Below are 19,442 nucleotides of genomic sequence, written 5' to 3' on the forward strand. Positions count from 1 at the left end.
CCCTGTGCGCAGCTTCGACAGGGTTCGGGGTGTTGCTGCGCCACAAATCACGCTTTACGTCCCGGCCGACACCCCACCCCGCCCCCGTCCCCGTCCCGGGCCGCCGCCAACCGCGCCGACGGTGGGTGGGTTTCTCCAGCCGCCCGACGTTGGGCCTTTTCGGCCGCCCGGCGTTGGGTCACTTCAGCCGTCCGGTGTTGGTCTAGCCGTCTGGCGTTGGGCCTTTTCAGCCGCCCCGGCGTTGGGTCGCTTCAGCCGCCCGCGTCGGAGTTTCTCAGCCGCCCCGCGTCGGAGTTTCTCAGCCGTCCGGCCTTGGAGTTCCTCAGCCGCCCGGTGGTGGGTCTTTTCAGCCGTCTGGGGTTTGGGGTTTTTCAGCTGCCCGGAGTTGGGCCTTCCCAGCCGCCCGGTGGTGGGGTTTTTCAGCCGTCCGGCGTTTGAGGACCGGGGTCTGGGGCGGAGCCCCAGGGGGCCGGGCGGAGCCCGGGACCTCTTCCCAGGCCGTCCGGCGTTTGAGGACCGGGGCCGGGCGGAGCCCGGGGGCGTTCTCAGCCTCGCCGGCGTTTGAGGCGCGGGGCCGGGCGGAGCCCTGGGAACGGTGGAACCGGGGGTCCCCCCGGACGGAGTCTGGGGGAGGGTCGGGGACTTCGCCCCGCAGGGTCGGCCCAGCCGCGCCTGGGGGCCGCGGACCGGTCCGGGGGTGATCTTCGTCGGGGGCGGCCCTGCCGGGGGAGGGGGGTGACCGGGTAGCGTGAGCCGACGGTTCCGCGGACGCGGACAGGTCGGAGAGGGAGTCCCGGTGACGGAGAGCGGACAGGGCGGCAGCCCGCAGGCAGGCGTGCCGTGGGGCCGGCCCGTGCCCGCACAGCCGCCGGCGGAGCCGCCCGCGCAGCCCGGCGGGGAGCCGGACCACCTGCACGGCCGGCCCTCCTACGGCTACCCCGCTCCCGGCGGCCCCTCCTACGGCTACCCGCAGGGTCACGTCGTCGGCCCCGGCTACGAGGGTCCCGGCGCCCCCCACGGCTACGGCTACCCGCCGCTGCCGGAGGCGGCGACGCAGTACATCCCGCCGGTGCCCGCCGCCCCCGCTTACGGGGAGGCGGCGACGCAGTACATACCGCCGGTCCCCGCGTACGACGAGGCCGCGACCCAGTACATTCCGCCGATCCCGGCCGCCCCCTCGCACGACGAAGCCGCTACGCAGTACATTCCGCCGGTTCCCGCCGACCCCGCCGCCGGGTTCGACGGGATGTTCCGGGGGGATACGCAGCAACTGCCTCCCATCCAGGAACCGGTGCTCCGCCAGCAGCCGCCGCCGCGACGCCCCCAACCGCAGCAGCAGCAGCAGTACCCGCAGCAGCAGCATCAGCCGCACCAGCCGCACCAGCAGTACGCGCCGCCGCCGCAGCAGTACCAGCAGCAGCCGCCGCCCGCGCCCCGCAAGGTCTCGCCCGCGATCGTCGCCGCCGTCGTCGTCGGCCTGGCCGTCGTCGGGCTCGGGGTCGGTGCGCTGCTCGGTGACGGCAAGGCGCAGAACAACGACCCGGCCGCCGCGGCGGCCGCCCCCACCCCCGGCAGCTCCGCCGCGGACAGCGGGGAGGCCCCGCTGGACCCCGCGCAGCCGCAGGCGGTCCAGCTCGACAAGCTCCTCGCGGACAGCAACGACAGCCGGGCCTCGGTGATCAAGGCCGTCGAGGACATCAAGGGGTGCCGCAATCTGGACCAGGCGGCCAACGACCTGCGCGGAGCCGCCCGTCAGCGCGAGGAGCTGGTCACCCGGCTCCAGGAGCTCAAGGTGGACCAGCTCCCGGACAACGCGAAGCTGACCGCGGCCCTCACCAAGGCGTGGAAGTCCTCCGCCGAGGCCGACAACAGCTACGCGTCCTGGGCGGACGACGTGAAGTCCGACGAAGACAAGTGCAAGGACGGCAAGGCCAAGTCGACCGGCAACGCCTCGGACGGCAACAAGGCGAGCGGCGACGCCACCCGGGCGAAGGAGACCGCGTCGAGGCTGTGGAACACCATCGCCGGGAAGTACGGCCTCACCAAGCGGGACAAGAGCCAGCTCTAGGGCCTGTCGTCAAAATCCCGTCGTCGCCCGAAGGGCGGCCACGCGGCGTCTGGTGCGTGCTCTCGGCGCGCCGGGCGGAAGCCCGCGTACTGGACGTACTTGGCTTTCGCCCGGTGCGGCGAGAGCGCGTGCCAGGCGCCGCGTGGCAGACGGGATTTTGACGACAGGCCCTAGGGCAGGAGCTAGCTCGAACGGGGGGCCTGCTCCAGGGTCTTGGTCATGTCCATGGACTGCTCGCCGCCCTGCTGGGCGACCAGGCGGCCCTGCTGGACCACCTGGAAGGTGACCCGGCCGTTGACCATGCGGGGGAAGCCGGCGACGGCGCGCATGTCCTGGTAGCGCCAGCTCAGGTCGGGGGTCAGGCCGCCGGTCTTGACCGGGTCGGACTGGTTCAGCTTGCGGGTGAGGGTGCGCCCCGTGAGGGCCTCGTCGTCCTTGAACCGCTTCACCATCTCGCTGAACACCGTGTACGCGATCCAGGTGGTCTGGGCGCCGCTGTCGTCGGGGTCCACGGCGTTGTCGCCGAAGGCGTGGTCGGAGATCACGTTGCGCATCTGCGTCCAGAGGGGGTCCGCGGCGACCGGGTACCAGCTCGTGACGTACGCGCCCTCGAAGGGGCTCTCCTTGCCGCCGGTGCGGTCGACCAGGGCCTGGCTGACCGAGCCCAGCACCGAGGAGACCTGCGGTTTGCGGTTCTGGGAGTCGGCGCGCCGGAAGGCGTCGAAGAAGGTCTCGGTGCGGGCGCCGAGCACGGCGGCCACGCAGCCCTTCTCCTTGACGTCCTTCGCGGAGGAGGCGCCGCCCTTCGCGGGGGCGCCGGGGGCGCCGGGGGCGGAGGAGGCCAGGGCCTCGTTCGCCTGGGTGGAGAGGTCCGCGGAGTCCTCGGCCGCCCGGATGTCGGCGGCCGCGGCCATCTGGTTGGCCTTGAGGCCGGCGTTGAGCTGGAGGGGCAGGGAGTCGCCGGCGAGGGTGTCGGGGCGGACCAGGGCGACCTTGGCGCAGGTGCGCCCGAGCTGGTAGCCGGCGCCGGCCACGAGGACGGGCTGGCCGCCGTTGACGGGGAAGGAGAGCGGGGACTGGAACTCCTCGGCGGAGACGCCGTAGCCGCCGATGAACGGGATGCCCTCGGCTTCCAGCGGGGCCAGGAAGGCGCGTCCGTGCTGGCTGTAGGAGCCGATGACGGCGACGGCCTTCTCGGCGACCGCCTTGCGGGCGCAGTCGGCGGCGCCGGTGGGCGTGTTGCGCTCGTTGCAGGTCAGGACGCGGAGCTTGCGGCCGTTGATGCCGCCCTTGGAGTTGACCCAGCGCTCGTAGGCCTTGGCCATGCCCGGCATGCCCGGCATGTTGGTCGCCTTGGAGTCCTCCGGGGCGAAGGTCATGACCGTGAGGGTGTCGGCGCCCCCGGAGCCCCCCGAGCCTCCGGGGAGCGCCCCGCAGCCGGCGACGAGACACGCGCCCATCGCCATGGCCGTGGTCCGGGCCAGAAAGGTTCGGGAGAGTGCTGCTGCGCTTCGCCGGGTGGTCATGTGCATGCACCATTCCGCGCCACGGGTAACTGAAGTGTGAGGTGTGCACAACATCGGGTGACGCCCAGGTGAATTACGGGTGGCGCCCGTACGGTGAGTGAACGCCGGGCGGCTCCCGGCCCCCGGGTACAGGCGCCTCAAGATCACGCCGCACGGGAACGTACGATCGAAAGCGTGACATTCGCCCAAGGTTCGAAGAACCCTTCCCGCCGCGGCGGCCGCTCCTCCACCATGGGCGGCATGCCCCTCAACGACATGCCGTGGTGGCGCTGGCGCAGCAACGTGCGCTCGGCGCTGCACATGCTTTCCGACCCCGCGTTCCAAGAGGACACCTGGCTGGCCGCCGCCGAGGGGTACGGGGACGTCACCGACGCCGTGTACCGGCTCGTCGAGGACACCTGGCTCGACAGCTGGTCCGCGGAGAAGTACGTCGGCACGATCTTCCGCGACTCGCAGGAGGCGGCCCTGGTGGACCTCGCCGTGCTGCGCGTGCTGCGGATCATGCACCAGATAGGACCGGACGCCCCGGTCTCCGGCTACCTGGAGCACCACGCCTGGCCGGAGGCGGTACGGGCCGCGCGCGAAGCCCACGTACGGCTGGCGACGGCGGACGGGGACGACCCGGACGCGCGGCCGCGCTCGCTGGACGTCTTGAGGATCCTCACGCGCGCCGTGTGATGTGGAAGGCTGTGGGGTCATGAGCGACGACCCGCAGCCCCAGGCCACGCAGCAGCAGTACGTACTGACCCTCTCCTGCCCCGACAAGCAGGGCATCGTGCACGCCGTGTCCAGCTATCTGTTCATGACCGGGTGCAACATCGAGGACAGCCAGCAGTTCGGCGACCGCGACACCGGCCTCTTCTTCATGCGGGTCCACTTCGCGGCCGACGCTCCGGTGACCGTGGAGAAGCTGCGGGCCAGCTTCGCCGCGATCGGCGACACCTTCCGGATGGACTGGCAGATCCACCGCTCCGACGAGCGCATGCGGATCGTGCTGATGGTGTCGAAGTTCGGGCACTGCCTCAACGACCTCCTCTTCCGCCACCGGATCGGCGCGCTGCCGGTGGAGATCGCGGCGGTGGTCTCGAACCACACCGACTTCGAGGAGCTGGTCGGCTCGTACGGGGTCCCGTTCGTGCACATTCCGGTGACGAAGGACACGAAGGCGGCGGCGGAGGCGAAGCTGCTGGAGCTGGTGCGGGCCGAGGACGTCGACCTCGTGGTGCTCGCGCGGTACATGCAGGTGCTGTCGGACACCCTGTGCAAGGAGCTGAGCGGGCGGATCATCAACATCCACCACTCGTTCCTGCCGAGCTTCAAGGGCGCGAAGCCGTACCACCAGGCGCACGCGCGGGGCGTGAAGCTGATCGGTGCGACCGCGCACTACGTGACGGCGGATCTGGACGAGGGCCCGATCATCGAGCAGGAGGTCGAGCGGGTGGGGCACGAGGTCACCCCGGACCAGCTCGTGGCGATCGGCCGGGACGTGGAGTGCCAGGCGCTGGCGCGGGCCGTGAAGTGGCACAGCGAGCACCGGGTCCTGCTGAACGGGACCCGGACGGTCGTCTTCACGTAGCCGCCGCGCGGAGCGGCCGTGCGGCCCGCATCCGGCCGCGCGGTCCACATCCGGCTGAGCTGTCTACATCCGGCCTGCGCGGTCTACATCCGGCTGAGCGAGGCCGCCGCGAAGAGGACGTCGCGGATGGCTTCGCGGTCGCCGTTCTGGCCGACCGCGGCCTCCTCAGGGGAGATGTGGCCCGCGGCGAGCTGGCAGAATTCGGCGCCGTCCAGGGCGATCCGGGCCACCGTGTGGTCCGGCGAGGGTTTCGCCGCGGGGGAGTCCAGGGCGATGTCCCAGCCGCCGCCTCCCGCGCCCTCGATCTCCAGGTGCAGGGTCCGGCCCGGCGCCCCCGCCGCGACCAGCCCGCGCGGCGGCGCCGCCAGGCCTGCCCGCCGGCGCCAGGCCAGGGCCGCCGGCAGGAGCCGGGCCGCCAGGTCGATCATCCGGTTCAGGTGGGGCGCGGACGGCGGCCCGTACGGGTAGTCCACCGCCTCCGCGATGTCCACGGCGTGGACCCAGCACTCGAAGGCCCGCTCCAGGAAGGCGTCCCCGAGGGGCAGGGCGAAGCCGCCGTACTCCACGTCCAGTTCGGCCACGCCGCGGCCCGCGAAGGACACCGTGCGGACCAGGGTGTGGCCCTGCTCCCGCCACGGCTCGCGGACCCGGCGGGTGGTCGGGTACGGGGAGTCCTCCCAGAACCGCTCCGTGCGCTCGGCCGGGGTGCCCGCGGGCACGTCCCGGCCCAGGGGGTCGTCCAGGCCCAGCGCGGCCGCCACGAGCCCGTCCACCGCCAGCAGGTGCCCGATGACCCCGGCCACCGTGGTGCGGCGCGTCTGGCGGCGTTCCTCCTCGAACCACTTCAGCCGGACCGGGGTGTGCCACTCCGAGTCCCCGAAGTCCCGCAGCAGCGCGTCGAGCCGGGCCGTCTCGGTGTCGTACGGGCTCGCCCACATCGGTACCGGGATGCGGGCCGGGCGCTTGCCGAGGCAGTCCTCCAGCACGCGCGAACGCAGCAGCGGTTTGAGGTCGAGGCTCTCCTCCGGGTGCAGCAGCCCCACGGCGTCGCGCAGCCGCAGCGCCTCCTCGGCGCAGGGCGCGCACTCGGTGAGGTGGTCCTCGACGGCCTGGGTCTCCTCCGCGGAGCAGGCCGCGAGGGCCCAGGCGCCGAGCAGGGACTTCAGTACGGCGTGGGTGGGCGGGGGCGCGGCCGGAGGCGGAGCCGGGGTGGGGTCGGTGGCCGGCGGTACGGCGGGGAAGCCGGTGATCTCCGTGTACTCCGGGTACTCCGGGTACTCCGAGGCGTCCAGGTCGTCCAGGTCGTCGGCCGCGCCGCGCGGGCCCGGTATGCGCGCCGGGCCGCCGGGGTTCGGGGGCCGCTCGTACTCTTCGCCGTCTTCTTCACCGAAGGGGGTGGTCATCGGGTCGATCCATATCCGGAGGGGCCGTACCCGGGCGGGACCGTGTCGTCGCGCGGGACGGCGTTGGCCGTGGACAGGAGTTGCAGGCCCAGGCGCAGCCGGCGCCGGGCCTCGTCCTCGCTGATCTGCAGGTCGGCGGCGGCCTGGCGGTAGTCGCGGCGCTTGAAATAGGCGAGTTCGAGCGCGGCCCGCAGGGGTGCGGGCATGGAGGTGACGATGAAGTCGGCGCGGGCCGCCGCGTTGGCGCTGCGCACCTTCTGTTCCAGTTCCTCGCGGGAGCCGTTGCCCAGTTCGGCCTGGCGCAGGCGGGCGACGGCCTGCCCCTGGGTGATGCGGGCGACCCAGGAGCGCATGGAGCCCTGTTTGGGGTCGTAGGCGTCCGGGTTCTCCCAGATGTAGCCGAAGACCTCGCGGGTGACCCGGTCGGCGGCCTTCTCGTCGCCGAGGACCCGGTGGGCGAGGCTGTGCACGAGCGAGGCGAAGCGGTCGTACAGCTCGCCGAGCGCGGCGGCCTCGCCGCGGGCCAGGCGCTGCTGCATGCGGCGGTCCCAGCGCGGTGGTGCGTCCTTCGCCATCGTGCCCCCAACCGGCTTCCCGGTTTCACAGCCGTGTGTCGACCACTCGAATGTAGTGGGCATGCAGCGGTGTGCGCCCGTTTTGCCAGAACCTCGTCCCGGAAGTGCGCCCTGCGTGATAGGGGCGTCGCGCGCTGTGAACGGGGAGGTGCGGCCGGGCACATGGGTACAGGCGTACGCGCCCCGTCGCGCTCCTCGTGCGCTGGTTCGATGCGGCCACCTCCTTGCCCGCTTCGCTTAACGCGCAGGCCACGTAGGCCCTACGCTCCTGTCCTGTCTTGAACTGCACCCCACCGCATACGTGAAGGCGGAACGCCGAATATGGACAGCGCAGAATACGAGCGCAAGATCGCCGCCCGATTCGCCACCTTCGACCAGGACGGGTCCGGGTATATCGACCGGGAGGACTTCAGCACCGCGGCCAGGGCGGTCCTGGCCGAATTCGCCGTGGCTGCCCGGTCGGACAAGGGCCAGGCCGTCTTCGCGGGCGCGGAGGCCTTCTGGCAGGGCATGGCCGGAATCGCGGACGTGGACGGGGACCAGCGGGTGTCCCGCGAGGAGTTCGTCACGGGCGCGGCGAAGCGGCTGCGGGACAACCCGCACCGGTTCGCGGAGATCGCGCGGCCCTTCCTGCGGGCGGTGATCGCGGTGGCCGACACCGACAGTCGTGGCGCGACCCCGGCGGCGACGGCCCGCGTCCTGCGGGTGCTGGGCACTCCGGAGGAACTGGCGGGCCCGGTCGCGGCGGCCCTGGACGCGGACGGCGACGGCCGCATCACGGAGGACGAGATCCTGGCGGCCTTCGCCGGCTACTGCGGGGTGGCGGCGCCGGACGCGTAGGTCCCGGCGGGACGGGAGCGGGGTGGCGGGGCAGGAGTCCCGCAGCCCCGCCCTGCCCGTGCGCCCCGCCGCCCGTGGCCCGTACTCCGCTAGGCGAAGCGTTCGCGGAGCTTGTACTTGAGGACCTTGCGCAGGGCGTCGTTGCGGGGCAGGGCCTCGACCAGTTCCAGTTGTTCCGGGAGCTTGTGGGTGGAGAGGCCCTCCGTGCGGAGGTACGAGGTCACCTCGGCCAGGGTCAGGGCGGGCGCGCCCGGGGGCTGTTCGACGACCGCGCAGACGCGTTCGCCGCGTTCGGGGTCCGGGAGGCCGATGACGGCGACGTCGGCCACGGCGGGGAGCTGGTGGAGCAGGTCCTCGATCTCCTTCGCCGAGATGTTCTCGCCCTTGCGGATGATGACGTCCTTGCTGCGGCCCGTCAGGACCAGGTAGCCGTCCTTCGTGAGGTGGCCGAGGTCGCCGGTGATCAGGTAGCCGTCGGCGTCGAAGACTCCTGTGTTCTGGTCCCTGTTGAGGTACCCCTGGCAGACCGCCTCGCCGCGCAGCCGGACCTCCCCGTCGGTGTCCGGCGGGAGGACCGCGCCCTCCGGCGTCGTGATGCGGATGGACATGCCCTTCGGGGGCCGGCCCTCCGTGGTGGCGAGGTTCTCCGCGGTGTCGTCCGGGGCGCCCATCGTGATCATGGGGACTTCGGTCATGCCGTAGCCGTGGGTGAGCTGGCAGCCCAGTTCGCGGACGACCGCGTGGTAGATCTCCGGCGGCTTCGGGGCGCCGCCGCCCGCGAGGAGGCGGAGGGTGGGGATGAGTTTCGCGGACGGGTCCTTGCGCTGCTCGGTGAGGAACATCGAGTAGAAGGCCGTGGAGCCGCCGGCGACGGTGACCCCGTGGCGGCGGTAGCCGTCCAGGGCGTCCGGCATCGCGAACTTCTCGAAGAGGACGGCCGGGAACCCGTAGAGCAGGAGCATCACCGTGTAGTCGGGTCCGGCGATGTGGGCGAACGGGAAGGCCATCGAACCGACGTCGTCGGGTGACAGGTGCAGGGCGTGGGCCAGGCAGGAGCCGCCCGCGATGAGGGAGCGGTCCGTGTGCAGGACGCCCTTGGGGTCCGAGGTGGTGCCCGAGGTCCAGTAGATCCACCGGACCGCGACGCCCTCCTCGGGGGGCGGGGGGAGTACCGCCGGGTCGCCGGTGGGGAGGGACGCGTAGGCCTCGAAGACGCCGTGCGCGCCGAGGCGGTGCGCCATCGCCGTGTGGTCGAAGCCGCGCCAGACGCCGGGGACGGCGAAGAACTCCGCCTTCGACTCGCGCAGGGCGAAGCCGACCTCGCGGTCCCGGTAGAAGGGGATGACGGGGGTCTGCACGGCGCCGAGGCGGGCGAGGGCGACCGAGAGCAGCACGGTCTCGATGCGGGTGGGGAGCTGCCAGGCGACCACCGTGCCGGGGCGCACCCCCATGCCGTACAGGCCGGCCGCGACCTGCTCCGAGCGGTCGCGCAGTTCCGCGAAGGTCAGCCGGCGGTCGTGGGCAGGGTCCTCGGCGGCCTCGATGAGGACGGGGGCGTCGGGGGTCATGGCGGCCCGGCGGGTGATCAGGTCCCAGAGCGTGCGGGACCGGCTGAGTTCGACTGCGGTGCTGTCCGTCATCCCGGACCGACCTCCCCTGGCGAGGTGACCTGACGGATAGTCAGATCCAGCGCAGAGCGTAGAGCGCGGACGCTTGTCGGTCCAGGGGTGGGGGGCTAGCTTGGTTCCAGATTTCTGACGCTCCATCAGATTCGCATCAGGTTCGCATCGGATTCAGCGAGGGGACACCATGGAACTGCCTCGGATCATCAGCGTCGACGACCACGTCATCGAACCGGCCCACCTCTTCGACGTCTGGCTGCCCGCCAAATACCGCGACCGCGGCCCCAAGGCGCTCACCGCCGGCATCGGCGAGCTCGCCTACACCGGCGGCAAGTACGTGATCACCATGGACCCCGACGGCCCGCCCACCGACTGGTGGATCTACGAGGACCTGAAGTTCCCGTACAAGCGCAACATCGCCGCCGTCGGCTTCGACCGGGACGAGATGACCCTGGAGGGCATCACCCGCGAGGAGATGCGGCGCGGCTGCTGGGACCCCAAGGCGCGGCTGCTCGACATGGACCTCAACCACGTCGAGGCCTCCCTGTGCTTCCCGACCTTCCCGCGCTTCTGCGGGCAGACCTTCGCCGAGGCCAAGGACAAGGAGGTCGCCCTGGCCTGCGTGCGCGCGTACAACGACTGGATGGTCGAGGAGTGGTGCGGGGACAGCGGCGGCCGGCTCATCCCGCTCTGCATCATCCCGCTCTGGGACATCGACCTGGCCGTCGCCGAGATCCGCCGCAACGCCGCGCGCGGGGTGCGGGCCGTGACCTTCTCCGAGATCCCCACCCACCTCGGCCTGCCGTCCATCCACTCCGGCTACTGGGACCCCTTCTTCGCCGTCTGCCAGGAGACCGGCACCGTCGTCAACATGCACATCGGGTCCAGCTCCCAGATGCCCGCCGCCTCCCCCGACGCCCCGCCCGCCGTGCAGGCCGCGCTCAGCTTCAACAACGCCATGGCCTCGATGATGGACTTCCTGTTCAGCGGGGTGCTCGTCAAGTTCCCGACGCTGAAACTGGCGTACAGCGAAGGCCAGATGGGCTGGATCCCGTACGCCCTGGAGCGCGCCGACGACGTGTGGCAGGAGCACCGGGCCTGGGGCGGGGTCAAGGACCTGATCCCCGAGCCGCCGTCCACGTACTACTACCGGCAGATGTTCTGCTGCTTCTTCCGCGACAAGCACGGCATCGCCTCGCTGGACGTCGTCGGCCGCGACAACGCCACCTTCGAAACCGACTACCCGCACGTGGACTCGACCTTCCCGCACACCAAGGAGGTCGCCCTCGACCACGTCAAGGGCCTCGACGAGGAAACCGTCTACAAGCTGATGCGCGGAAACGCCATCCGTATGCTCGGCCTCGACTTCGACAAGGACCGGCGGACGGGACGGTAGGCGCAGTGGACCTCACCTACACCGAGGAGGAGCAGGAGTTCCGGGTCCGGCTGCGGGCCTGGCTCGCGCAGGTGCTCCCCGGGCTGCCGCCCAAGCCCTCGCCCGACGACTGGCCGGGCCGCCGCGCCCACGACGCGGGCTGGCAGCGCAGGCTGTACGACGCCGGGTACGCCGGACTGCACTGGCCGGTGGACGCGGGCGGCCGCGGGGCCACCCCCACGCAGCACCTGATCTTCCTGGAGGAGACCGAGCGCGCGGGAGCCCCGTACGTCGGCGCGAACTTCGTCGGGCTGCTGCACGCCGGCCCGACCATCGCCGCCGAGGGCACCGCGGAGCAGCGGGCGCGCTGGCTGCCGCCCGTCCTGCGCGGCGACGAGATGTGGTGCCAGGGCTTCAGCGAGCCGGACGCGGGCTCCGACCTGGCCTCGCTGCGCACCCGCGCGGTCCGCGACGGCGACGAGTACGTGATCACCGGCTCGAAGATATGGACCTCGCACGCGGAGGTGTCCGACTGGTGCGAGCTCTTGGTGCGCACCGACGGGGAGGCCCCCAAGCACCGCGGGATCTCCTGGCTGGCCATGCCGATGGACGCGCCCGGGGTGACGATCAGGCCGCTGCGCACCCTGGCCGGGTCCACGGAGTTCGCGGAGATGTTCCTCGACGAGGTGCGGGTCCCGGTCGCCAACCGGGTCGGCGCGGAGAACGACGGCTGGCGGGTCACGATGGTGACCCTGTCCTTCGAGCGCGGCACCGCCTTCGTCGGCGAGGTCGTCGCCTGCCGGCGCACCCTGGGCGAACTGGCCCGCACCGCGAAGGCCAACGGCCGCTGGGACGACCCGGTGCTGCGGCGCAGGCTGGGCCGGCTGTACGGGGAGTTCGGCGCCCTGTGGCGGCTCACCCAGTGGAACGTCAGCGAGTCCGAGCGCTCCGGCGGGGTCCCCGGCATCGGCGGCAGCGTCTTCAAGCTGGCGTACTCGCACGCGCGCCAGGAGCTGTACGACACGGCCGCCGAGGTGCTGGGGGCCGGGGCCCTCTCGCTGGAGGAGGAGTGGACCCTGGACCGGCTCTCCTCGCTCTCGTACACGATCGCGGCGGGCACCTCGCAGATCCAGCAGAACATCGTGGCCGAGCGGATCCTCGGCCTTCCGAAGGGCAGGTGAGCGTTCCGTGGACTTTCAGCCGACGCAGGACCAGCGGGACCTGCGGGCAGGCGTACGGGACCTCCTCGCGGGCCGGTACGGGCGCGAGGAGCTGCGCGCCTCGGTGGACCGGGCCGCCGCCACGGGCCGGTCCGTGGACCGGGCGCTGTGGCGGGAGCTCGGCGAGGCCGGGTTCTTCGCGCTGCGGCTCCCGGAGGAGGAGGGCGGGGTCGGGCTTGGGCTGCCGGAGGCCGTCCTCGTCTTCGAGGAGGCCGGGCGGGCGCTGCTGCCGGGGCCGCTGGTCGCCACCCACCTGGCCGCCGGGCTGGTCGCGGGGGCCGCGGAGGGGGAGGCGGTGGTGACGGCCTTCGACCTGGAGGGCCCGCTGGTGGCCCACCTCGGCGAGGCCGACGCGGTGCTCGGCGCGGACGGGGAGCCGGTCGAGCCGGCCGGCGGGTACGGCGCGGGGGACCCGGTGCGCTCGGCGGACCCGCTGACCCCGCTGGCGCGGGTGCTGCTGCCGGGGGAGCCGGTGGCGGCCGGCGCGTACCGGGACGCGGGGGCGCTGCTGACGGCGGCGCTGCAGCTCGGCAGCGCGCTGCGCACGGTGGAGCTGGCGGTGCGGTACGCGAAGGAGCGCGAACAGTTCGGGCAGCCGATCGGGGCGTTCCAGGCGGTCAAGCACCTGTGCGCGCAGATGCTGGTGCGGGCCGAGGTGGCCCGTACGGCGGTCTACGCGGCGGCGGTGACGGCCGATCCGGCGGAGGTGGCCGGGGCCAAGCTGCTGGCCGACGAGGCCGCCGTGCGCAATGCCCGGGACTGTCTGCAGGTGCACGGCGGGATGGGCTTCACCTGGGAGGCGGACGTGCACCTGCACCTGAAGCGGGCGTGGGTGCGGGCGGAGCAGTGGCGGACGGCGGCGCAGGCGGAGGAGGCGCTCGCGGCGGAGCTGCTGGCGGTGGCGGAGTAGGGGGCCGAGCAGGGGGGCGGCGGAGTAGCGGGGGGCGGCCTGTCGCCTGCTCGCTCGCTGTGACGGAGGGGTGCGGGAGGGACGGCGCGGGACGCATGTCCGATTACAGAGAGTTGATATCGGTTTGTGTCCTTCGCCCGACTCATTGCGGCCCGGAGACGAGGGGCCGCTCCGGTACGCTCCCGGGAATGCGAGCGGTTGAGCGGCGCGAGCGCCGCACAGTATGCACCACGCCCACTCCTTCACGCTGGAATATGCCCGAAGCGCTTGTTGTGGTGACTGTATGTCAACCATGCTGCTCCGCAAGGGGGTCACACTCGGTGACCCCGCCCTGTCGCGAGGCGAAGTGTCCGCCGGTTCGGATGGTGTGAGCGGTGCAGGTGCTTCAGGTTCAGCTGGAGGTAGGACCGGACCCCGCCGAGGTCGGCCGGGCCCGCCGATGGGCCCGCTCCCGGCTCGCGGGCTGCGGCATAGGGGATGACGAGCCGCTCGCCGAGACGCTGATCCTGCTGATCTCCGAACTGGTCACCAACGCCGTCGTGCACACAGGCTGTCCGGCCGTGCTGCGCATGCTCTTCGGGGAGCCGGGGGTGCGGGTGGAGGTCGCGGACGCGAGCGACCGGGCGCCCTCCCCGCGGCAGGCCGCCGGGGACGATACGGGCGGCCGCGGGCTGGAGCTGGTGGACGGACTGGCGGACCGCTGGGGCTGGCAGCGCGAGGGCGCCGGGAAGCGGATCTGGTGCGAGATCGACCGCGCGGAGAAAGCTGCGGAGAAGAGCGCGGGGGACCTCGCGGCGGACGTCCCGGGCGGGCCGGAGATCCAGGGCTCGATCCGGGAACCGCGCGTGTACCTCTAACGAGGTGTTGACGGTTCGTCAACTGGTGATCACTCTTGTGTTGAACGATTCGTCGCGAGGGGACGCCAAGGGTCAGTCCTGCCTTGACGAGTGCGGGTCGTGGGGTGGCGGCCGCCGTGCCGCGCTCGGGGCGTGCATGCGCGCCGCCGCCACCCGCAGAACCACTCCTCTTGACGCGCCGCTCGCGCGGTGCGGCACTGGCGGGCCTCACCGGCTTCGCGCCGCTGCGCCGGACTCCGTCCGTCGATGGCCGCAGCACCACTTCGGGGAGCTGGTCAGAGCGGCCAGTCCTTCTCGGCCGTGAAGTTGGTGCCACCGACCTGCAATGCGATGGCCTGGCCAGGTCGTCTTGGAGGGTGAGGGGGGTGTGGCCGGGTGGAGCCATCCGAAGAAACGTTTGCGGAGTTCGTCGCGGCAGCCGGACTCCCGTTGCTCCGCACCGCGCGGCTGCTGACGGGCGACTGGCATCTGGGGCAGGACCTGGTGCAGGTCACGCTGGCCAAGGTGTACGACCGCTGGGCCCGCGCGGGCCGGTACGACGCGCCGATCGGCTACGCGCACAAGGTCATGGTCACCACGTACTGCACCTGGCGCCGGAGGCGTTGGCACCACGAGCTTCCCCACGCGGCGCTGCCCGATGCCGTCGGCGGCTCCGTCGAGCCCGCCGCCGAGGCGGTCGCCGCCACGGACCTGCTCGAACGCGCCCTGCTCAGCCTGCCGCGGCGCCAGCGGGCCGTCCTGGTGCTGCGCTTCTACCAGGACCTGACCGTCGAGCAGACGGCGGAGATCCTGGGCTGCCCGAACGGCACGGTGACCAGCCTGGCCGCGCGGGCGCTGACCCGTTTGCGGGCCCGCCCCGACCTCTGGCCGGGCGGCGGTACGAGTGAGGAGGAGGTCCGGTGAACGGATTCCCCGAAGAAGAGCTGCGCCGCGCCCTGCACGCGCTGGCGGACCGGCCGGCGGTGCCGGTCGCGGCGCCGACGCCGCACGGTGCCGTCCGGGCGGCCGCTCGCATCCGCCGGCGCCGCCGGGCGGCCGGAGCGGGGCTGGCGGCGGCGGCCGTCGCGGTGCTGGCCGTCCTCGCCCCTCCGTGGACCTGGGTCGACGGGTCCCGGACGGGGACCCTGCCCGCAGCGTCCGCGGGACCGCCGAGCGCGCCGGCCGTGCCGACGGCGCCGGCCGATCCGAGCGGCCCGGCGCTCGGGGTCCCGTACCCGCACGAGCTGTACGTGCACTGCGGGATCCGGTACACGAAGTTCGGCGGCCGCTGGTGGGGCGCCGAGCCGGAAGTGCCCGAGGAGGCCCTGGACCCGGCCGTCAGGGTGAACCCGTACACGGCGGGCACGATGGTGCTGGTCTCGGCCGGTGAGGCGCGGTTCGTCCGCCGCGCCCCGGACCTCGCGGTCACCTTCCGGCCCCTGGCGGTCGAACCGCCGCCCTGCCGCTGAGAGTTGGCGATGAGCGCCCGGTGCCCGGCGTCGAGTGCTCGCGGCCCGCGTGGAACCATGAGGTGTTCATGACGTATCTCTGTTCGTGGTGCGTCGTCCCACCCCGAAGGCCCCCGAAGGCCCACCCTCATCGCAGGAGGAGCGCATGGCAAACCCGTACGAGGTGACGCCTCCACCCGCCCCGAGGCGCCGTGGGGGCAGACTCCCCGGCTTCCTCGTTCTCGTCCTGGTCGCCGCAGGCATCTACGGAGCCTCCCAGTGGCTCGGCGAGGACGGCGGCACGAGTGACGCCAAGGCCTCGGCCTCCGCTTCCGCGTCTGCCTCCGCCAAGCCGTCCAAGGACCCCGGGAACCCGGAGTCCTCCTCCGACACGTCGAGTACGTGGGCGGTGGGCGATTGCGGCGGCCCCGACCCGGACAACAAGCCGGACGGCTACCGGCCGCAGAAGTGCTCGGCGTCCGGTGCCACCTTCAAGGCGATAGACATCAAGGACGCCAGCATCCTGCCGGGCGCGATCCAGTGCCCGCCCGGCACCGATCTGCTGATCCAGGTGAGCATTTCCTACGGCTCCGCGAAGTCGGGCGGCATCCCCACCAACACCGTCTGCGGCCGCAATCTGACCGGCGAGCACCCGGGTGACGCGGGTGCCGGCGGCGGCCAGCTGGTGCCGGGCGACTGCGTGACCGACCAGGCCCGGGAAGTGCCGTGCGCCTCGGGCGGTCCGGGCGCGTACGAGGTGCTCGGCCTGGTCAAGACGAAGGCCGAGTGCCCGTCCGGGACCACCGAGCCGATGCAGCTGACCATGGCGGTGGGCCGCCCGTACGACGTGATCTGCGCCAAGGGCTGACCGCGGGGACTCACCGGCCGGGGCGGTGCGGGACGGTCAGCCGGAGGTAGTCGACGGGCCGGACCCGCCACTCGGCGCGGATGCCGTCGCGCAGGACGATGCTGAAACCGGCGACCTCGCCCCGGTGCAGGGCGGCGAGCGCGGGAACCCGGCCGCCGCCGTCGGACCAGGCGAGGGCGCGGGCCGCTTCGTCCGGAGACAGGGCGAAGGGGTGCGTGGTCCGGATCTGCACCCGGATCAGCCGGACGGCTTCCTCGGGGGTGTCGAGCATGGCCCGGTCCAGCAGTTCGGGCCTCCGGTCGGCGTACGCGTCCGCGTAGCAGAGCGCCTCGAACCAGAACCCGGCCAGGATCGCCACGGTCGCGTCCCGGGCGGGAGTGGTGGACGGTGTGCGATGTTGTCGCGCGAGCATGGGGATGCCTCCTGCCGAGTGGCGGGGCCGCCCCCTCCGGGCCGCGACGAGCGGCGGTGCGGGTGCGGCGCTGGGACTCCCCCGCAACCGGCGCAGGGCAGAGGGGAGTTGCGCCACTCGTGTCCGCGGCCTGGTGGACCGCTCAGTGCATGGTGACGTACTGCGACGGTAGCGTCACGGACGGCCCCGTCGCAATGGTGTGCCGTCCCAAAGGTGCGCCGGAATGTGCCAGACGCCCCTCACCTGGGGAGGCGAGGGGCGCCGGGGTGTGTGGTGCGTCAGATCAGGTGATCGAACTCCCCGGCCTTGACGCCGAGGATGAAGGCCCGCAGCTTTTCCACCGAGGTGGTCACGACCACGTCCGGGTCGTCACTCTCCCGCATCTTGATCGCGCCGGCGACGGGCGCCAGTTCGACGCAGCTCTGATTGTCGTCCGGCCCCGAGAACGAGGACTTCTGCCATTTGATTCCGTCGGTCATGCGCCTTGACTCACACTTCCTGAGCGATGCGGTGAATGTGTTCCCTCGACTCTTCCGTGCCGAGCGCGATCGACTCGATGGATTCGAGCAACCCCCGGTACTTGACGAGTTGAGCCTCTGCGTCCAGGAACCCGCTGTCGAAAGCGGTGTCGATCTGGACGGTGTCGAGCGCCGGAATGGCAGCCCCTGCGTAGAGCATCGAGTGCACCGAGCCCGTGATCTGCCGGTCGAACGGGATGATGCGGACGGTGAGCGACGGCCAGTGCGAGACCTCTTGGAGGAACGCCAGCTGCTCGCGCATGGTCTCCGCGTCGCAGTAGCGCATGCGCAGGGCCGCCTCGTGGATGAACGCCTCGAAAGGGGTGGGGCGCGGGCGGTCGAAGATGACCCTGCGCCGCGTGCGGTGCTCGACGCGCGTGCTCAGCTCGGCCGCCGGAAGGTCGGACATGCCGCTGCGGATCAGGCTGCGCGCGTAGGCCTCGGTCTGGAGCTGCCCCGGTACGTAGAGCATCTCGATCACGCGGAGGTAGGCGGCGTGGAATTCGAGTTCGGCCACGTCCAGGAACCCCGGTGAGAGGGTGCGCTGGTACTCGGTCCACCACCCCTTGGCGCGTTCTTCGGCCATGCCCGCAAGGGCGTCGACCAGGTGCTTGTCCGTTGCCGAATAGTGGGCGGCCAGTCGGCGGACCCGCTCGTCGCTGACTCCGTAGCGGCCGGATTCGATGTGGCTGATCTGAGCGCGTTCACCGCCCAAGTAGGCCGCTGCCGTGGAGCCGTTCATGCCGGCCTTCTCGCGCAGCTTGCGAAGCTCGGCGCCCAGTCGCTGCTGGCGGGCCGTCGGGTAGCTCCTTGGCGGCATGACCCCTCCCCTCTGGTTCGGGTACGAGTGTGCCGTGGCCGCCCCGCCGAGGTCCACTCGTTCGGATGTTACGGACGTCCCACTGTTGTGCCGTCCCAATGTTGTGCCCTACGTTCTCGGCATCGGACAACCGGGTCGATGCCCGAGGTGCAGCCACCCGCCCGCCATTTGGCCGGGTGGTGGCCAGAGCCACGGGGCGCGTGCTCGGCTACCGCATCGTCTGCCAGGGGAGAGAACGTGACGCACGCGAAGGCGTTAGGGCTCAGCTACCGGATGATCGCGCCGAGTCGGGCCGAGACGCCACGGGTTGCCAGGGAGTGGGTGGCGTTGATCCTGCGGGGCGCGGGGATTCGACCACCTCGTGGAGGCGGCCCGGCTGTGCACGTCCGAGCTGGTGACGACGCGTACCGTCATACCCGGACCGAGGTGATCGGCGTCGATGTCGACGTCACGGGCGGGCGGGTCACCGTAGAGGTGCGCGACGGCGGACCGCTGCTGCGGACGGTCGGCGGCGGGCCGCTCGATGCGCGGGGGCGGGGGCTCGTCCTCGTGGGGGCGTACTGCGAGGACTGGGCGGTGGTCACCGGCGACGGCGGGACCGTGGTGTGGTTCCGGCTCGGCGGGTGAGCGGCCTCGGCCGCCGGTGCCGGGTGGGGAAGGCCGGCACCGCGGGAGTCCTCTTTCGGGGCGTGGAAGCAGGAGCCGGGGCCGCCCTCGACCCTCTCGCCGTCGAGGTGGTAGCGGATCCTGCCTTCCAGGACGAGGACGCTCTCGGTTCCGTTGTGGGTGTGGGCCGGCGGGCCCCAGCCCACCGGGACGGTGATTTTCGGCGAGGGTCTTCTCAGCCATGGCCAACGCCTCCGAGGGAGTCGGCCTGGGCGAGGACTACGAGCAGCCGGGCCCGGTGGTCGGCGCAGCGTTCGGGATGTCGATCCGGCGAGTCTCCCCGCAGCCGCCTCCCCGCAGGCCGGGGGCCGCGCGGCGCGATGGCCTGCGGGAGACAATGACGGAGGGGTTGCCGTCGCGGGAAAGAGGATCGTGATGAGCGATGCAGTTCTGAGAATCCTGCGCCTTCAATGCGAAAAGTCCAGCGAGGATGGGGGCGATGAAGTGAGCATGCGCCTCGACGGCGTTCCGGTCTGGCCGGCCGTCGGCGAGCGCCCGTACCCGCCGATGACGAGCGGGCAGGACATCGGGTTCGCGAGGGACGTGCTGTTCAACCACGCCGATGCGGTCGTCGCTCTCTACGATCTCGACGATCTCACCCCCGAAGACAATCTCGGCAGCATCAGGATCCCTGCCAGCGAGGCGGGTACGGGGGAGCACATCCGAGACGTCCTCGGCCCCGAGTCGCACTACAAGCTGACCTACAGGGTCGGGAAGATCACGTTCTGAGGTTCCGAGCCCGCGGCGGTGCGCCCCCGC

At 72.1% G+C, this 19,442-nt stretch carries 20 protein-coding genes and 1 pseudogene; 13 read left to right on the forward strand and 8 right to left on the reverse strand.

Annotated features, from left to right (window positions below):
* Window positions 1–796 precede the first annotated feature (796 nt).
* Window positions 797–2,068, forward strand: a complete 1,272-nt coding sequence (locus AC061S_RS39295; RefSeq protein ID WP_478690665.1) for a hypothetical protein — start codon at window positions 797–799, stop codon at window positions 2,066–2,068.
* A 182-nt stretch (window positions 2,069–2,250) separates the two neighbouring features.
* Here AC061S_RS39295 and AC061S_RS39300 read toward each other — a convergent pair whose 3' ends face one another.
* Window positions 2,251–3,594: an ABC transporter substrate-binding protein gene (locus AC061S_RS39300; RefSeq protein ID WP_478690666.1), complete on the reverse strand. Its 1,344-nt coding sequence runs from the start codon at window positions 3,592–3,594 to the stop codon at window positions 2,251–2,253.
* Window positions 3,595–3,825: 231 nt separating this feature from the next.
* Here AC061S_RS39300 and AC061S_RS39305 point away from each other — a divergent pair, with 231 nt between their 5' ends.
* Together AC061S_RS39305 and purU are read left to right on the forward strand one after the other, a co-directional pair.
* Window positions 3,826–4,272 carry an SCO4402 family protein gene (locus AC061S_RS39305; RefSeq protein ID WP_267824566.1) on the forward strand — a complete coding sequence of 149 codons (447 nt, stop codon included), beginning with the start codon at window positions 3,826–3,828 and terminating at the stop codon, window positions 4,270–4,272.
* Window positions 4,273–4,291: 19 nt separating this feature from the next.
* On the forward strand, window positions 4,292–5,170 hold the full coding sequence (gene purU, locus AC061S_RS39310; RefSeq protein ID WP_478690667.1) for a formyltetrahydrofolate deformylase: 879 nt from the start codon (window positions 4,292–4,294) through the stop codon (window positions 5,168–5,170).
* An 83-nt stretch (window positions 5,171–5,253) separates the two neighbouring features.
* On the opposite strand, the gene AC061S_RS39315 is transcribed toward purU, so the two are convergent.
* Together AC061S_RS39315 and AC061S_RS39320 are read right to left on the reverse strand one after the other, a co-directional pair.
* A complete protein-coding gene (locus AC061S_RS39315; RefSeq protein ID WP_478690668.1) occupies window positions 5,254–6,573 on the reverse strand; it encodes a maleylpyruvate isomerase N-terminal domain-containing protein in 1,320 nt (439 codons plus the stop codon).
* On the reverse strand, window positions 6,570–7,148 hold the full coding sequence (locus AC061S_RS39320) for a sigma-70 family RNA polymerase sigma factor (protein ID WP_478690669.1): 579 nt from the start codon (window positions 7,146–7,148) through the stop codon (window positions 6,570–6,572). Before AC061S_RS39320 ends, AC061S_RS39315 begins: the two co-directional genes overlap by 4 nt.
* 321 nt (window positions 7,149–7,469) lie before the next feature.
* Here AC061S_RS39320 and AC061S_RS39325 point away from each other — a divergent pair, with 321 nt between their 5' ends.
* A complete protein-coding gene (locus AC061S_RS39325; RefSeq protein WP_478690670.1) occupies window positions 7,470–7,988 on the forward strand; it encodes an EF-hand domain-containing protein in 519 nt (172 codons plus the stop codon).
* A gap of 89 nt (window positions 7,989–8,077) precedes the next feature.
* Here AC061S_RS39325 and AC061S_RS39330 read toward each other — a convergent pair whose 3' ends face one another.
* Window positions 8,078–9,628, reverse strand: coding sequence for an AMP-binding protein (locus tag AC061S_RS39330; protein ID WP_478690671.1), 1,551 nt, complete (start codon window positions 9,626–9,628; stop codon window positions 8,078–8,080).
* A 169-nt stretch (window positions 9,629–9,797) separates the two neighbouring features.
* Here AC061S_RS39330 and AC061S_RS39335 point away from each other — a divergent pair, with 169 nt between their 5' ends.
* The 7 genes from AC061S_RS39335 to AC061S_RS39365 all read left to right on the forward strand — a co-directional run bounded on the left by AC061S_RS39335 (window position 9,798) and on the right by AC061S_RS39365 (window position 16,267).
* Window positions 9,798–11,006 carry an amidohydrolase family protein gene (locus AC061S_RS39335; protein ID WP_279346437.1) on the forward strand — a complete coding sequence of 403 codons (1,209 nt, stop codon included), beginning with the start codon at window positions 9,798–9,800 and terminating at the stop codon, window positions 11,004–11,006.
* A gap of 5 nt (window positions 11,007–11,011) precedes the next feature.
* Window positions 11,012–12,166 (forward strand): acyl-CoA dehydrogenase, encoded by a 1,155-nt coding sequence (locus AC061S_RS39340; protein WP_478690672.1) that lies wholly within the window; start codon window positions 11,012–11,014, stop codon window positions 12,164–12,166.
* A gap of 7 nt (window positions 12,167–12,173) precedes the next feature.
* Window positions 12,174–13,115 (forward strand): acyl-CoA dehydrogenase family protein, encoded by a 942-nt coding sequence (locus tag AC061S_RS39345; RefSeq protein WP_478690673.1) that lies wholly within the window; start codon window positions 12,174–12,176, stop codon window positions 13,113–13,115.
* Between the two features lie 374 nt (window positions 13,116–13,489).
* Window positions 13,490–13,972, forward strand: a complete 483-nt coding sequence (locus AC061S_RS39350; protein WP_478690674.1) for an ATP-binding protein — start codon at window positions 13,490–13,492, stop codon at window positions 13,970–13,972.
* A 375-nt stretch (window positions 13,973–14,347) separates the two neighbouring features.
* Window positions 14,348–14,875 (forward strand): SigE family RNA polymerase sigma factor, encoded by a 528-nt coding sequence (locus AC061S_RS39355; protein WP_478690675.1) that lies wholly within the window; start codon window positions 14,348–14,350, stop codon window positions 14,873–14,875.
* Window positions 14,872–15,420, forward strand: coding sequence for a hypothetical protein (locus tag AC061S_RS39360; protein ID WP_478690676.1), 549 nt, complete (start codon window positions 14,872–14,874; stop codon window positions 15,418–15,420). The genes AC061S_RS39355 and AC061S_RS39360 overlap by 4 nt, the downstream gene beginning before the upstream one ends.
* A 145-nt stretch (window positions 15,421–15,565) precedes the next feature.
* Window positions 15,566–16,267 carry a hypothetical protein gene (locus AC061S_RS39365; protein ID WP_478690677.1) on the forward strand — a complete coding sequence of 234 codons (702 nt, stop codon included), beginning with the start codon at window positions 15,566–15,568 and terminating at the stop codon, window positions 16,265–16,267.
* A gap of 10 nt (window positions 16,268–16,277) precedes the next feature.
* Here the strand turns inward: AC061S_RS39365 and AC061S_RS39370 are convergent, their stop codons facing one another.
* The 3 genes from AC061S_RS39370 to AC061S_RS39380 all read right to left on the reverse strand — a co-directional run bounded on the left by AC061S_RS39370 (window position 16,278) and on the right by AC061S_RS39380 (window position 18,017).
* On the reverse strand, window positions 16,278–16,679 hold the full coding sequence (locus tag AC061S_RS39370; protein ID WP_478690678.1) for a hypothetical protein: 402 nt from the start codon (window positions 16,677–16,679) through the stop codon (window positions 16,278–16,280).
* A 278-nt stretch (window positions 16,680–16,957) separates the two neighbouring features.
* Window positions 16,958–17,158: a DUF397 domain-containing protein gene (locus AC061S_RS39375; protein ID WP_478690679.1), complete on the reverse strand. Its 201-nt coding sequence runs from the start codon at window positions 17,156–17,158 to the stop codon at window positions 16,958–16,960.
* 10 nt (window positions 17,159–17,168) lie between these two features.
* Window positions 17,169–18,017 carry a helix-turn-helix domain-containing protein gene (locus AC061S_RS39380; protein WP_478690680.1) on the reverse strand — a complete coding sequence of 283 codons (849 nt, stop codon included), beginning with the start codon at window positions 18,015–18,017 and terminating at the stop codon, window positions 17,169–17,171.
* A 378-nt stretch (window positions 18,018–18,395) separates the two neighbouring features.
* Here AC061S_RS39380 and AC061S_RS39385 point away from each other — a divergent pair, with 378 nt between their 5' ends.
* Window positions 18,396–18,644, forward strand: coding sequence for an ATP-binding protein (locus tag AC061S_RS39385; RefSeq protein ID WP_478690681.1), 249 nt, complete (start codon window positions 18,396–18,398; stop codon window positions 18,642–18,644).
* A 62-nt stretch (window positions 18,645–18,706) separates the two neighbouring features.
* Here AC061S_RS39385 and AC061S_RS39390 read toward each other — a convergent pair.
* Window positions 18,707–18,829 (reverse strand): annotated as a pseudogene (locus AC061S_RS39390) (cupin domain-containing protein); the annotation flags it as partial.
* Window positions 18,830–19,058: 229 nt separating this feature from the next.
* Here AC061S_RS39390 and AC061S_RS39395 point away from each other — a divergent pair.
* Window positions 19,059–19,412 (forward strand): hypothetical protein, encoded by a 354-nt coding sequence (locus AC061S_RS39395; RefSeq protein WP_478690682.1) that lies wholly within the window; start codon window positions 19,059–19,061, stop codon window positions 19,410–19,412.
* The last annotated feature ends 30 nt before the right edge of the window (window positions 19,413–19,442 follow it).

This window comes from Streptomyces sp. CA189 (genome assembly GCF_056428985.1).